13 protein-coding genes are annotated in these 14,440 nt (G+C 67.6%); 11 read left to right on the forward strand and 2 right to left on the reverse strand.

From position 1 onward, the window contains the following. Positions 1-9: 9 nt before the first annotated feature. Positions 10-1,956, forward strand: a complete 1,947-nt coding sequence (locus ASF14_RS17470) for a peptidylprolyl isomerase (RefSeq protein WP_056438017.1) — start codon at positions 10-12, stop codon at positions 1,954-1,956. Further along, complete coding sequence (gene trpE / locus ASF14_RS17475) at positions 1,943-3,448, forward strand: anthranilate synthase component I (RefSeq protein WP_056438020.1); 1,506 nt, start codon at positions 1,943-1,945, stop codon at positions 3,446-3,448. Before ASF14_RS17470 ends, trpE begins: the two co-directional genes overlap by 14 nt. 276 nt (positions 3,449-3,724) lie before the next feature. Here the strand turns inward: trpE and ASF14_RS17480 are convergent, their stop codons facing one another. Further along, entirely contained in the window at positions 3,725-4,165 is a 441-nt protein-coding gene (locus ASF14_RS17480; protein WP_056438023.1) for a hypothetical protein, read from the reverse strand. Between the two features lie 208 nt (positions 4,166-4,373). On the opposite strand from ASF14_RS17480, the gene ASF14_RS17485 reads away from it, so the two are divergent. The 6 genes from ASF14_RS17485 to lexA all read left to right on the forward strand — a co-directional run bounded on the left by ASF14_RS17485 (position 4,374) and on the right by lexA (position 9,194). Continuing rightward, positions 4,374-4,988 (forward strand): anthranilate synthase component II, encoded by a 615-nt coding sequence (locus ASF14_RS17485; RefSeq protein ID WP_056438026.1) that lies wholly within the window; start codon positions 4,374-4,376, stop codon positions 4,986-4,988. Next, complete coding sequence (gene trpD, locus ASF14_RS17490) at positions 4,985-5,980, forward strand: anthranilate phosphoribosyltransferase (RefSeq protein WP_056438029.1); 996 nt, start codon at positions 4,985-4,987, stop codon at positions 5,978-5,980. Before ASF14_RS17485 ends, trpD begins: the two co-directional genes overlap by 4 nt. After that, positions 5,977-6,753, forward strand: a complete 777-nt coding sequence (trpC, locus tag ASF14_RS17495; protein ID WP_056438032.1) for an indole-3-glycerol phosphate synthase TrpC — start codon at positions 5,977-5,979, stop codon at positions 6,751-6,753. The genes trpD and trpC overlap by 4 nt, the downstream gene beginning before the upstream one ends. Then, positions 6,750-7,217 carry a cyclic pyranopterin monophosphate synthase MoaC gene (gene moaC, locus ASF14_RS17500; protein WP_056438034.1) on the forward strand — a complete coding sequence of 156 codons (468 nt, stop codon included), beginning with the start codon at positions 6,750-6,752 and terminating at the stop codon, positions 7,215-7,217. The genes trpC and moaC overlap by 4 nt, the downstream gene beginning before the upstream one ends. A 65-nt stretch (positions 7,218-7,282) precedes the next feature. After that, a complete protein-coding gene (locus ASF14_RS17505) occupies positions 7,283-8,458 on the forward strand; it encodes a molybdopterin molybdotransferase MoeA (RefSeq protein ID WP_443025829.1) in 1,176 nt (391 codons plus the stop codon). A 55-nt stretch (positions 8,459-8,513) separates the two neighbouring features. Continuing rightward, positions 8,514-9,194: a transcriptional repressor LexA gene (gene lexA, locus ASF14_RS17510; protein WP_056438041.1), complete on the forward strand. Its 681-nt coding sequence runs from the start codon at positions 8,514-8,516 to the stop codon at positions 9,192-9,194. 106 nt (positions 9,195-9,300) lie between these two features. Here the strand turns inward: lexA and ASF14_RS17515 are convergent, their stop codons facing one another. Continuing rightward, on the reverse strand, positions 9,301-11,385 hold the full coding sequence (locus tag ASF14_RS17515; protein WP_056438456.1) for a ComEC/Rec2 family competence protein: 2,085 nt from the start codon (positions 11,383-11,385) through the stop codon (positions 9,301-9,303). A gap of 114 nt (positions 11,386-11,499) precedes the next feature. Between ASF14_RS17515 and gltX the strand changes: the two genes are divergently transcribed. The 3 genes from gltX to ASF14_RS17530 are packed head-to-tail and all read left to right on the forward strand — an operon-like array spanning position 11,500 to position 14,399. Next, positions 11,500-12,900, forward strand: a complete 1,401-nt coding sequence (gene gltX, locus ASF14_RS17520) for a glutamate--tRNA ligase (protein ID WP_056438044.1) — start codon at positions 11,500-11,502, stop codon at positions 12,898-12,900. Between the two features lie 2 nt (positions 12,901-12,902). Beyond that, positions 12,903-14,186 (forward strand): citrate synthase, encoded by a 1,284-nt coding sequence (locus tag ASF14_RS17525; protein ID WP_056438047.1) that lies wholly within the window; start codon positions 12,903-12,905, stop codon positions 14,184-14,186. Positions 14,187-14,189: 3 nt separating this feature from the next. Continuing rightward, the gene (locus ASF14_RS17530) at positions 14,190-14,399 is read left to right on the forward strand and encodes a hypothetical protein (protein ID WP_056438051.1); all 210 of its coding nucleotides are present in this window, start codon (positions 14,190-14,192) and stop codon (positions 14,397-14,399) included. Positions 14,400-14,440: the final 41 nt, after the last annotated feature.

Consider the following 14,440-nt stretch of genomic DNA (forward strand, 5'->3'; position numbering starts at 1 on the left):
CGGTCGTCCATGCTCAGCTTCTTCCGCCGGATCATCAATTCCAAGGCCGGCGTCGTCGTGACCTTCATCGTGCTGGGCGTGATCGCGATCGCGTTCGCGGCCGGTGACGTCACCAATATCGCGGGCATGGCGGGCGGCCTGAACGGCTCCGACGTCGCCAAGGTCGGCGACGCGAAGGTGACCGCCAACGACCTGCGCACCGCCGCGCAGAACGAGGTCGCCGCCTATCGCCAGGAACAGCCGGGCCTCGACATGGCGCAGTTCATCGCGGCGGGCGGGTTCGAGGGCGTGCTCCAGCGCGAGATCACCGGCCTGGCGCTCGAACAGTTCGGCAAGCAGCAGGGCATGGTCGTCTCGCGCCGCCTGGTCGACGGCCAGATCGCCTCGATCCCGGCCTTTCGCGGCCCCAATGGCCAGTTCGACCCGGCGCTTTATCAGCAGCTTTTGGCACAGCGGAAGATGACCGATGCGCAGGTCCGCACCGATATCGAGCGTTCGACCTTCGCGCAGCAGCTGACCATCCCCACCGTCGGTGCGACCCAGTTCGCGACGCAGATGGCGCTGCCCTATGCCTCGCTGCTGCTCGAAAAGCGGCAGGGCGAGGTCGGCTATATCCCGACCCGTCTGGTCCCCGCGGGGGCCGCGCCGAGCGACGCCGACGTGCAGACCTTCTACACCCGCAACGTCCAGCGCTACACGCTGCCGGAGCGTCGCGTGGTCCGCTATGCGGTCGTGAACCCCGCCGCCGTCGCCGCCAAGGCGACCCCGAGCGATGCGGAGATCGCGCGTTACTATCAGACCAACCAGTCGCGCTATGCCGCGACCCAGAAGCGAGACGTGACCCAGGTCATCGTCGCCGATCAGGCGGGCGCCAATGCGCTGGCCGCCAAGGCCAAGGGCGGCACCTCGCTGGCCGATGCCGCACGCGCCGCCGGGCTGGAGGCTTCGGTGCAAAAGGGCGTCGACAAGGCGGCCTATGCCACCCAGGCCTCGGCCGCGGTCGCCGATGCCGTGTTCGGCGCGCCGCAGGGCGGCGTGATCGGCCCGGTGCGTGGGACGCTCGGCTTCGTCGTCGCCAAGGTCGATGCGATCACCCAGGTTCCCGGCAAGACGCTGGCCCAGGCGCGCCCCGAGATCGTCACCGAGCTGACGAAGCAGAAGCAGGCCGCCGCGCTGGGTGAGATGCGCAACGCGATCGAGGATTCGCTGTCGGGCAACGCCACGTTCGACGAGGTGATCGCCGACCGCAAACTTCAGGCACAGACCACGCCCGCCGTCACCGCACAGGGCGCGGCACCGGATGCGCCGACCTTCCAGCCGACGCCGGAACTGCGCGCGATGATCACCGCCGCCTTCACCGCCGAGGATGGCGACGCGCCGCAGATCGTACCGATCGGCCAGGACGGCGGCTTCGCGGTCGTCGGCGTCGGCCAGATCCAGCGCTCCGCCCCGCGTCCGCTGGCCCAGGTGCGTAGCCAAGTGCTGGCCGACCTGACCGCCGACCGCGCTCGCACCGCGGCCCGCACTCTCGCCAATGCCGTGCTCGCCAAGGTGAACAAGGGCATGCCGATGGCTCAGGCGCTGAAGGAAACCGGGCTGGTGGTGCCGCCGGTCCGCCCGATCGCCGCGTCGCGCCGCGATCTGGCCGCCGCGCAGAACACGCCCGCCGCCGCCCCGCTCGCGCTGCTGTTCTCGATGCCGCAGAACAAGGCGCGCACGCTGGCCGCCCCGCAGAACGAGGGCTGGTACATCATCCGCGTGACCAAGATCGAACCGGGCAATGCGACCGGCAACGACGCCGCGATCCGCGCCGCGCGGGGCGATATCGGCCGCCTGATCGGCCGCGAATATGTCTCGCAGTTCGCACGCGCCGTTCGCGACGCCGTCGTCGTCAAGACAGACCCCAAGGCGGTCGCCAAGACCCGCTCAGAGCTGCTGAACAATGGCAGCAACTGAGCGCAGCACCGCTGAACGGCTGGCCGATGGCCAGCCGCAGCTGATCTGGCGTCGGCAGATCGCCGATACCGAGACGCCGGTCGCCGCCGCGCTCAAGCTGATCGAGCCGGGTCGCGGTGACTTCCTGCTGGAATCGGTCGAGGGCGGCGCGACGCGCGGTCGTTACAGCCTGATCGGCCTCGCCCCCGATCTCGTCTTCCGCGCCGATGGTCATGCCGCCGCGATCAACCGCCACTGGGCGACGGACCGCAACGCGTTCGAGCCGTGCGACGCGCCGACGCTGGCGGCGCTGCGCACCCTGGTCGCCGAATGCCGCGCCGACGTGCCCGAGGGCCTGCCCTCGGCACTGGCCTGCCTGGTCGGGTATTTCGGCTATGAGACGGTCGGGCTGGTCGAGACGCTGCCCCAGCCTGAGGCCGATCCGCTCGGCCTGCCCGACATGATGTTCGTGCGGCCGACGGTGATCCTGGTCTTCGACCGGCTGGCCGATGCGCTCTATCTGGTCGCCCCCGTGTGGCCCGATGCGGCGCGCGATGCCGCGCGGATGATCGCGGACGCGGAGGAGCGGCTGGACGCCACCGCCGCACGCCTCGCGACCGCCACCCTGCCCGCACCGGTGCGCGCCGAACTGCCCGAACCGGCCTATGAACCGGCGCTGCCTCCCGGTCGCTATGTCGAGATGGTCGCGTGGGCGAAGGACTATATCGTCGCGGGCGATATCTTTCAGGTGGTGCTGGCGCAGCGTTTCTCCGCGCCCTTCACCCTGCCGCCGTTCGAGCTGTATCGCAGCCTGCGGCGGATCAACCCCTCGCCTTTCCTCTATCATCTCGACCTGCCGGGCTTTTCACTGATCGGATCGAGCCCGGAAATCCTGGTTCGCGTCCGCAACGACGAAGTGACGATCCGGCCGATCGCGGGCACCCGCCCTCGCGGGCGTACGCGGGCCGAGGATGCCGCCAATCGTGACAGCCTGCTCGCCGATCCCAAGGAACGCGCCGAGCATCTGATGCTGCTGGACCTGGGCCGCAACGATGTCGGCCGCGCGTCCTCGGCAGGCAGCGTGCGCGTGACCGACAGCTATACGGTCGAGTTCTACAGCCACGTCATGCACATCGTCTCGAACGTCGTCGGGCATCTGGCCGATGACAAGGACGCGCTCGACGCGCTGTTCGCGGGCTTCCCGGCGGGCACGGTCAGCGGCGCTCCCAAGGTCCGCGCCTGCCAGGTCATCGCCGAACTGGAGCCCGAGCGACGCGGCGCTTATGCGGGCGGCGTCGGCTATTTCTCGCCCGACGGCTCGATGGATTCGTGCATCGTGCTGCGGACGGCGGTGGTCAAGGACGGTACCATCCACGTCCAGGCGGGCGCGGGTATCGTCGCCGACAGCGACCCGGCCTATGAGCAGCGCGAATGCGAGGCCAAGGCGGGCGCGATGCTCGCCGCCGCGCGCGATGCGGTGGCGCGTGCCGGTGAAGGCGGCTTCGGGCAGTAAGTATATTCGGCTTTAAAAGGGCGCTGTTCCCCGGCGAAGGCCGGGGCCCAGTTCCTACTGGGTTGAGAGTGTGCAAGACGCTGCATGGGAGGCCATTCCCCAACCGATAAAGCGTGCCATGAACATCATTGCGATTGGACCCCGGCCTTCGCCGGGGAACAGAATTGAGTCAGGCGGTCCCTGCCCTGGATCGGGATGACATTGGGGCGTCCTTAGCCAAACCCCTCCCCTAAAGAGGAGGGGTGGATCAACGTGAAGTCATCCTGCCCCCGGACATCACTCCCCGTCAGCCGCAGGCGGCGTCACCTCGGCCCGGCGCGCACGGCGATCGGCCTGATATTGCTGGTTCCACAGAATGCTGCATCCGCTCTGGCCGCCCGTGCCCACCGGCGAGCAGGTGTCCGGAATACCGCCCGCCACGCGACCGACCTGATCCATCGTCGCGGCGCGGTTGACCCAGCTCTGGTTCTGCGCCGGGATCGGCTTGTCGTCGCGCAGCGCCTTGGGAATACGATAGGGTTCGTCGTCACGGCCGCACACCACGACTTCCTCCGCCGTGCTCTCGGGACATTTCTGGTCGCCGGTCAGCGTGACGTTACGCACCCGCTTGGGCGGCTGGCCGGTGCTGGCCTGCGCCTGGTCCGACGTCGCCGCTTGCTGGGCAAAAGCCGTAGCCGGGGTCAGCAACAAGGCGGCAATCAGGGCAGCTCGAACCATGGTGACGAAAACTCCTTATGGTCTGACAACGTCGGACGCCCTTCATGGCTCCATGCTGAACGAAGCCCGGTAGGGGCCGATTTCCGGCGGAATTGCGGCGCTATGTCGCATGATCCGTCATCGCGCCACCGTCATGACGATGCCCTGCCCCGCGAGACCGATGTGAACGGGACGTTGCACCGCCCGCGCGATCGGCTATGGCGGTGCCATGATCCTGGTCGTCGACAATTACGACAGCTTCACCTGGAACCTCGTCCATTATCTTCAGGAATTGGGCAGCGAGGTAGAGGTGGTCCGCAACGACGCGATCTCGGCGGGCCAAGCGCTCTCGTCGGGGGCGCAAGCCTTTCTCATCTCCCCCGGCCCGTGCACGCCGACCGAGGCGGGCGTCAGCCTGGACCTGGTCGCCGCCGCCGCCGATGCGGGTCGGCCGCTGCTGGGCGTGTGCCTGGGCCATCAGGCGATCGGCCAGCATTTCGGTGGCTTGGTCGAGCGTGGCGGCCTGATGCACGGCAAGACCTCGCCGGTGCTGCATGACGGCACCGGGCTGTTCCGGGGCCTGCCCTCGCCCTTCACCGCGACGCGCTATCACTCGCTGATCGTCAACGATGTGCCCGATAGCCTGGTCGTCAATGCGCGCGCCGAGGATGGCACGGTAATGGGCTTTCGCCACGCGACGCTGCCCATTCACGGCGTCCAGTTCCACCCCGAAAGCATCGCCACCGAATATGGTCATGCGATGCTCGCCAATTTCCTGCGCGAAGCAGGCGTGGCGCATGAACTGCCCGAGCGGCTCCGCCCGCCGGTGGAGAGTGCCGCGTGACGACCGTCGCGCTGCTCCCCGATACCGTCAGTCCTTTGTCGCGAGAGACGGCGGCCGCCGCCTTTGCCGACATATTGGACGGCCGCGCCGAGGATGAGGCGATTGCGGCCTTCCTGATCGGCCTGACCGAGCGGGGCGAAACCTCGATCGAGATCGCCGAGGCCGCGCGCGCCATGCGGCAGCGCGTCATCCCGGTCGAAGCGCCCAAGGGTACGGTCGATGTGTGCGGCACCGGCGGCGACGGACATCATACCCTCAACGTCTCGACCGCCGTGTCGCTGGTCGTCGCCGCACTGGGCGTGCCGGTCGCCAAGCATGGCAACCGCGCCGCTTCGTCCAAGGCGGGCGCGGCCGACACGCTGGAAGTGCTGGGCCTCGATATGGAGCGCGCGGGGGCCGTGGCGCAGTCGAGCCTCAACGATATCGGTATCGCCTTCCTGTTCGCCGCCAACCACCACCCCGCGATGGCGCGGATCACCCCGATCCGGCGCAGGATCGGGCGGCGGACGATCTTCAATCTGATGGGGCCGCTCGCCAATCCGGCGCATGTCGGGCGGCAGCTGATCGGCATCGCGCGTCCCGACTATGCGACCGTTTATGCCGAGGCGCTGGAGCAGCTGGGCGCCGAGGCAGCGCTGGTCGTGTCGGGCGAGGAAGGGCTGGACGAGCTGTCCGGTGCAGGTCCCAGCATCGCGGTCTCGGTCGGCGACATTACCGCCCCCGCAACCATCACCCCGGAGGATGCGGGCCTCCCCCGCCATCCCATCACCGCCATTCGTGGCGGCGACGCGCGGCACAATGCCGAGGCGCTTCGCCGTCTTCTCGCCGGGGAGCCGGGCGCGTATCGCGACGCGGTTCTCCTCAATGCCGCCGCCGCGCTGCTGGTCGCCGGGCATAGCACCGACCTGGCGCAAGGCGCGGTCGCCGCCGCCCGCGCCATCGACACCGGCGAGGCCGCGGCGCTTCTCGATCGATGGATTGCTTACCGATGACGATGCTCGACCGCATCCTGGAAACCAAGCGCGCCGATGTCGCCGCGCGCAAGGCGACCATGTCGCATGCCGATCTGGACGCCAAGATCGCCACCGTCTCGGCACCGCGCGGGTTCCGGGCCGCGTTGGACGCCAAAACCGGCCATGCGCTGATCGCCGAGGTTAAGAAGGCCAGCCCCTCCAAGGGCCTGATCCGCGCGGATTTTAATCCTCCCGCCCATGCCCGCGCCTATGAAGCGGGCGGCGCGGCCTGCCTGTCGGTGCTGACCGACGAACGCTGGTTCCAGGGGGCGGACGTGTTCTTGGAACAGGCGCGCGCGGCGGTATCGATCCCGGTGCTGCGCAAGGATTTCATGGTCGACCCCTGGCAGGTGCACGAATCGCGCGCACTGGGGGCCGACGCCATCCTCATCATCGTCGCGGCCCTGGACGACACCCAGATGCAGGAGATCGAGGCCGCTGCGATCGAGTGCGGCATGGACGCGCTGGTCGAGGTTCACGACGCCGCCGAGATGGAGCGCGCCGCGCGGTTGAAGTCGCGGTTGATTGGGGTGAACAACCGCGATCTCAGGGACTTCACCGTCGATTTTCAACGGACCTATGAACTGGTCGCGCATGCCCCCGCGGGCAGCACTTTCGTGGCCGAAAGCGGGCTGACCAGCCGCGAGGATCTGGACGCGATGGCTGCGCACGGCATTCATTGCTTCCTGGTCGGCGAAGCGCTGATGCGCCAGCATGACGTCGAGGCGGCAACCCGCGCGCTGATCGGATGACCGGCCTCACCCATCTCGACGAAGAAGGCTCGGCGCGCATGGTCGATGTCGGGGCCAAGGCGGTCACGGCCCGAGAGGCGGTGGCGCAAGGCCGCATCACCATGACTCGAGACGCCGCCGCCGCGATCCGCGCGGGCAGCGTTCAGAAGGGCGATGTGCTGGCGGTCGCGCGGGTGGCGGGCATCATGGCCGCCAAGAAGACCAGCGACCTCATTCCGCTCTGCCACCCCCTGCCTCTGAGCAAGGTAGAGATCGATCTGGTTCTGGACGAGGGAGGCGTGACCGCCACCGCCACCGCTGCCATGGCGGGCCAGACCGGTGTCGAGATGGAAGCCCTGACCGCCGTGTCGGTGACGCTGTTGACCGTGTACGACATGGCAAAGGCCCTCGATAAGCGCATGACGATCGGTGATATTCGCCTGATCGCCAAGACCGGCGGCAAGTCCGGCGACTGGAACGCCTAACGCCTCCGATCGCAGGGGAACGGACGCTGCGGAAAAGCGTCCTTGGGCCAAAAGGAGCGACCGTCATTCTTCTCCCCGTCCCCGAAGCCCAGGCCCGATTGCTCGCCCTGGCCAGCGAACGCTCCATCGTCGAACTGCCGTTGCGCCAAGCTGCCGGACGCTGGGCCGCGCGTGACGTGACCGCGCGGCGGACCCAGCCTGCGCACGACCTGTCGGCGATGGACGGCTACGCCATCCGCTTTCAGGACATGCCGGGGCCATGGACCGTCATCGGTGAAAGCGCGGCGGGACGGCCGTTTAGCGGTTCGGTCGAGCGAGCACAGGCGACGCGTATCTTTACCGGCGCGGTGCTTCCGGAAGGGACTGACACCGTTCTGATCCAGGAGGAAGCGGCGCGCGACGGCGCGGTCCTGACGCTGGCAGGCGAAGGCCCCGCCCATCAGGGCCGCAATGTACGGCGGCGCGGGCTCGATTTTTCCGAAGGCGCAACGCTGATCGCTGCCGGGCAGCGACTGACCCCCGCGCGCATCGCGGTGGCGGCGACCGGCGGTCACGCCGTCCTGCCCGTCCGACCGACCGTTCGTGTCGCGATCGCCGCGACCGGCGACGAACTGGTCCCGCCCGGTAGCACCGATCCCGCCGCCCTGCCCGAATCGAACGGCGTCATGCTGGCGGCGATGCTGGCCGATCTGCCGGTCGAGATCATCGATCTGGGCATCCTGCCCGATGATCTCGATAAGCTCCGCGACGCCTTTGCCTCGGTTGAGGCCGACCTGCTGGTGACGACCGGCGGCGCCTCGGTCGGCGATCATGATCTGGTCCAACCCGCGCTCAAGGCGGCGGGCGGGAGCGTCGATTTCTGGCGTATCGCGCTTCGCCCCGGCAAGCCGATGATGGCGGGACGGCTCGGCGAGACGGTGGTGCTCAGCCTGCCGGGCAATCCCGTCTCGGCCTTCGTCACCGCAACGCTGTTCGTGCGCCCCCTGATCGCGCATCTGGCAGGTGCGGCCGAGCCACTGCCCAGGCCCATCCCCGCCATACTGGGCGAGGATTTGCCCGCCAATGGCCCGCGCATCGACTATCTTCGCGCGGCGATGATAGACGGGCGGGTTCATGCGGCGGCCATCCAGGACAGCTCGATGCTGCTGACTTTGGCGCGTTCGACCTGCCTTATCATCCGCCCGCCACACGCTCCCCCCGCCGCGACAGGCGACTCGGCGGAAATCCTGATGCTCGCTTGACGCAAGCCAAAACGTTCCATATAAGTTCCACGTCTGTTCTGGACGGAGGATCGCGATGCTCACCGCAAAGCAGCATGAGCTTGTCTGCTTCATCAACGACCGTTTGAAGGAAACCGGCGTCTCGCCGTCTTTCGAAGAGATGAAGGAGGCGCTGGACCTCAAGTCCAAGTCGGGCGTCCACCGTCTGATCTCCGCACTGGAGGAACGCCACTTCATCCGTCGCCTGCCCAATCGCGCCCGCGCGCTGGAAGTGTTGCGGATGCCTGACCGGCCGGAAAAGACCGTGGCGGCCGAACCCGCATCCGCCAATGTCCGTGCGCCCACCCCGCGTCCGGCAGTCGAGCCTGCCAATGACGTGGTCGAAATCCCGCTCCATGGCCGGATCGCCGCCGGTTTGCCGATCGAGGCGTTCGAGGGCAGTTCGATGCTGGCCGTGCCCGCCGCATTGCTCGGCTCGGGCGAACATTATGCGCTGGAAGTATCCGGCGATTCGATGGTCGAGGCGGGTATCCTCGACGGCGACTATGCGCTGATCCGCCGTACCGATGTGGCGCGCGACGGACAGATCGTGGTCGCGCTGATCGACGATAGCGAAGCGACGCTGAAATATTTCCGGCGCGAAGGCTCGATGGTCCGCCTCGATCCCGCCAACCGCGCCTATGACCCGCAGCGCTACGCGCCCGCGCAGGTGCGGGTGCAGGGCAAGCTGTCGGGCATCCTGCGCCGCTACGAATGAGGGCGGAGCAAAGCCATCTTAGAAAGCCCTGATCCGGCTTTGGATGGCTTTGCTCACAGTCTCGGTTTGGGGCTGTCGAATGCATCGCCCTTCGTTGATAGAGGGCCTATCGCCCTCCCCTCTGTCCGGTCATCGACCATGGATGGCGATCACCGGGTTGGCGCACCACCCGCACCATGGGTGGATCGAGCCGGATGGAGACGCCGCCGGTCCGCTCCAAGACAAAGCTGTCCAATTTCAACCAGCGCGGCCGGCACGCATCGGGCAGGCGACGGTCGGCGATCATGATATCCACCCGACCGCAAAGCGCCACCAACTGCGTCCATGGCACCGGATAACCACTGCGCGTCGCCGCGATCCGCCAGCGCCGCCCGCGCTTCTCCAAAACGGTCACGCACATATCCCGCCCGCAACGCGCCGCCGGTTGATCGGCCAGCGCCAGCGGCTCGGCATCGGTGCCGCTGAGTTCGGACAGGGTGGTCCGCATATAATCCCCCGCCCGATCACGGAGCAGCGCCATGCCATGCCCCGACGCGATCCCAGCATGTCGACCGTCGCCGGTGACGATAAGGTCGGGTGCAGGCGCTGCCAACATGACCCATATACCGGCCATCAGCGCAGGCGTCCCGAGCCATCGCCACCGGGTCCGCCAAAGCGCGATCCACAATCCCCCCGCGACGGCCAGCCCGAACGCCCATCCCGACGCCACGGGCAAGGCGACCACCGATCCCGGCATGGCGGACACCGCATGCGCCAGCTTCAACAACAGGCCCAGGGCCAGTCCGAGCAACCACCAGAATGGGCCGCCCAACCCCATGGGCTCCAGCAACAATGCGATCATCTCCAGCGGCATGGCGATGAAGGTCGTCCAGGGGATCGCGACGATATTGGCCAGTGCGCCGTAAAGCCCCGCCTTGTGGAAATGATAGACGGCGATCGGCATCAGCGCCGCCTCGACCACCAGCCCGGTCAGCAGCAACGCGCCCAGATGCCGCAAGGCCGCCCAGCGCCAATCGGGATGCGGCCCTAACCATCGGCGAACCGCCGGGTGCTCATGAAGCGCGACAATGGCGGTGATCGCTGCAAAGGAGAGCTGGAAACTGGCCCCCACCAATGCCTCGGGCCGGAAGATCAGCACGATCAGCGCCCCTGCTGCGACAAGGCGCAGGGTCATCGCTTCCCGACCCATGGCCAGCGCCGCCAGGACCAGCATCGCCGCGACACAGGAGCGTATCGTCGGAACCTCCGCTCCGGTCAGCCACGTATATCCGACGGCGGCAACGGCTCCGGCCGCTGCTCCGACCAACGGCAGTCGAACCCGCAACGCCAGCCACGGCCAGAGCGCCAGCAGCCTGATCGTCAGCACCATGACGATCCCGACGACCGCCGTGATGTGAAGGCCGCTGACCGACAGGAGATGCGCCAGCCCGGCTCGCCGCATCGCCTCGGCGTCGTCCTGCGCGATCGCGCCGACATCTCCCGTCGCCAGCGCCGCCGCAATCCCGCCCGCACTGCCCGGAAGCTGGCTCGTGATCCGCTCCGACAGGCGCTGGCGCAACCCGGGACCTTGATCGGCCTGGTGCAGTATCTGTACCGGCGCGAAGCCGCGCCCCGTGGCACCGATACGCTGAAACCATGCCGCGCGCGCAAAGTCATAGCCTCCCGGCGCGACCGGCCCCGGCGGCGGCATCAGCCGCGCCCGCAATCGGACCCGTGCGCCCGGCCCCAATCCTATCGGCGCATCCTCCTGCGGCACCGATATCCGAATGCGTGGCGGCATGCTCAATATCCGCCCGCGCCCGTCCCGCGCCCGAACCGGTCGCAGCATCAGTCGGACGATCTGCCGCGCCGCCAAGGGCTCCGCCGTCTCCACCTCGGCTACCATGTCTGCCATCACCGGCCGCACCAGCACAGGTGCCCGGACCGACTCGGCACGCGCCCAGGCCAGCAGCATACCCGCCACCACCAGCATCGCGCCCAGACCGATAGCCCGCATCACCCGTCCGCCATCAGACAGGGTCGCCGCCCCCAGCCCGACGCCCCCGGCGGCCAGCATCACCGCCGCCCAAGCGCGCGGATCGGGCAGCACGAACCACGCCGCAATCCCCGCGCCCAGCATCACCGGCGTCCATAACGGGATCTGGTTCCGCTCGGCCTCTGCCCATGGCTCGGCCCAGCAAAGGCGCGGCATTTGGCGGCGCGGACGCATGGTGCTAGGGGCTGCGGCGGCTGACTGGGCCATCGAATCTTATGCTGGGAGTATGCGCGGTTGAGCGCAACACATGATATCGCCACCGGATCGACCATGAGCGGAGTCGTGACCCGTTTCGCGCCCTCGCCGACCGGATTCCTTCACATCGGCGGCGCGCGCACCGCGCTGTTCAACTGGTTGTTCGCGCGGGCGAATGGCGGCAAGTTCCTGCTGCGCATCGAGGATACCGATCGCGCCCGCTCGACCCAGCCCGCGATCGACGCGATCCTGGACGGCATGCGCTGGCTGGGCCTGGACTGGGACGGCGACGCCGTGTTCCAGTTCGCCCGTGCCGACCGCCATGCCGAGGTCGCCCGCGAGATGATGGAGCGGGGCCATGCCTATCGCTGCTACATGACGCAGGAAGAGATCGCCGCGCAGCGTGAAGCCGCACAGGCCGCCAAGCAGCCGCTGCGCATCCGTTCGCCCTGGCGCGACGCCGATCCCGCCACCGCGCCGGAGGGCCAGCCCTTCGTCGTCCGCCTGCGCGCCCCGCGCGAGGGGGCCGTGACGATCGAGGACCGCGTGCAGGGCAGCGTCACCGTGCAGAATGCCGAGCTGGACGATCTGGTCCTCCTGCGGTCCGACGGCACGCCGACCTATATGCTGGCGGTCGTGGTCGACGACCATGACATGGGCGTGACCCATGTCATCCGTGGCGACGACCACCTGAACAACGCCTTCCGCCAGCTGCCCATCTACAAGGCGATGGGTTGGGCCGAGCCGATCTATGCGCATATCCCGCTGATCCACGGATCGGACGGCGCCAAGCTCTCCAAGCGCCACGGCGCGGTGGGCATCGAGGCCTATCGCGACGAAATGGGCATCCTGCCCGAAGCACTCGACAATTACCTGCTCCGCCTGGGCTGGGGCCATGGCGATGCGGAGATCATCGCGCGGGACGAGGCGGTGAAGTGGTTCGACCTCGCCGCCGTCGGCAAGGCACCGTCGCGCTTCGACCTGAAGAAGCTGGAAAACCTCAACGGCCATTATATTCGCGAAGCCGACGACGCCCGTCTGGCCGAGCTGACCGCCAAGCGGATGGGGGTCGAGGACGTCGCGCTGCTGACCGCCGCCATGCCGTCGCTGAAGCCCCGCGCGGCGAATTTGAACGAATTGGCCGATGGCGCGCGCTTCCTTTTCGCGACCCGTCCGTTGAGCCTGGACGACGCCGCCACCGGCCTGCTCGACGATAAGGCACGGGGCATTCTCTTTTCCGTTCACACCGCGCTTGACGCGGTGCACAACTGGGATACGGAGCTTTTGGAAGACGCGGTACGCAAGGTGGCCGAAGCCGAGAGCGTGAAGCTCGGTCAGGTCGCCCAGCCGCTCCGCGCTGCCTTGACCGGACGCAAGACGTCCCCGGGAATTTTCGACGTGCTCGTTTTGCTGGGCCGCGAGGAAAGCCTGGGGCGGATCGCGGACCAGATGACCGCAGATAGGAAGGATCACTGAGTATGAGCGACACCGCGAAATTCGAAATCGGCGGCAAGGGCTTTGACTATCCGGTCATGTCGGGCTCGATCGGCCCGGACGTGGTCGACATCCGCAAGCTCTATGCCCAGACGGGTGCCTTCACCTATGATCCCGGCTTCACCTCGACCGCGTCGTGCCGGTCGGAGCTGACCTATATCGACGGCGACGAAGGCGTTCTGCTGCACCGCGGCTATCCGATCGGCGAGCTGGCCGAGAATAGCAGCTTCATGGAGGTCGCCTACCTCCTGCTGAACGGCGAACTGCCCAACCAGGGCGAGCTGTCGGAATTCACCACCACCATCACGCGCCACACCATGGTGCATGAGCAGCTGGCGGCGTTCTTCCGTGGCTTCCGCCGCGATGCGCACCCGATGGCGATCATGTGCGGCGTCGTCGGCGCGCTGTCGGCCTTCTATCACGATTCGACCGACATCCATGACCCGGTGCAGCGCACCATCGCGTCGCATCGCCTGATCGCCAAGATCCCGACGATCGCGGCGATGGCGTACAAGTACAGCGTGGGCCAGCCCTTCCTGTATCCGGACAATTCGCTGTCCTACACCGGCAACTTCCTGCGCATGACCTTCGGCGTTCCGGCCGAGCCGTATGAGGTGAACCCGGCCGTCGAAAAGGCGATGGACCGCATCTTCATCCTGCACGCCGATCACGAGCAGAATGCGTCGACCTCGACCGTTCGTCTGGCCGGTTCGTCGGGTGCGAACCCGTTCGCCTGCATCGCGGCGGGTATCGCCTGCCTCTGGGGTCCGGCGCATGGCGGCGCGAACGAAGCCGCGCTCAACATGCTGCGCGAGATCGGCACGCCCGAGCGTATCCCCGAGTTCATCGCACGCGCCAAGGACAAGAACGACCCGTTCCGCCTGATGGGCTTCGGTCACCGCGTCTACAAGAACTACGACCCGCGCGCGACCGTGATGCAGAAGACCGTGCGCGAAGTGTTCGACGCGCTGAAGGTCAACGATCCGCTGTTCGAGACGGCGCTTCGCCTTGAAGAGATCGCGCTGAACGACGAATATTTCGTCGAGAAGAAGCTGTTCCCGAACGTCGACTTCTATTCGGGCGTCATCCTGTCGGCGATCGGCTTCCCGACCGAGATGTTCACCGTGCTGTTCGCCCTCGCCCGCACCGTCGGCTGGGTCGCGCAGTGGAACGAGATGATCACCGATCCCGACCAGAAGATCGGCCGCCCGCGTCAGCTGTACACCGGCCCGACGCAGCGTTCGTATGTTCCGGTCGAGCAGCGCTAAGCCATGAACCGGGTCCGGCCGATCCTGATCGCCATCGGCGTCATGCTGGCGCTGACGGGGGGATTATGGATCGGTCAGGGCTTGGGTTACATCCATTGGCCCGAGCAGAGCTTCATGCTCGGCCAGGGCGAATGGGCGGATCGCGGCGCCTTTGTCGCGATCGCCGGACTGGCGCTGATCCTGGTCGCCCGACGGCTGCCCCGGCGGCGCTGAGCGGTTCGCCAGGACGGCAAGAGAAAGAGCTCCTTCGGGAG

This window comes from Sphingomonas sp. Leaf257, from assembly GCF_001422185.1.
Taxonomy (GTDB): Bacteria; Pseudomonadota; Alphaproteobacteria; order Sphingomonadales; family Sphingomonadaceae; genus Sphingomonas; species Sphingomonas yabuuchiae.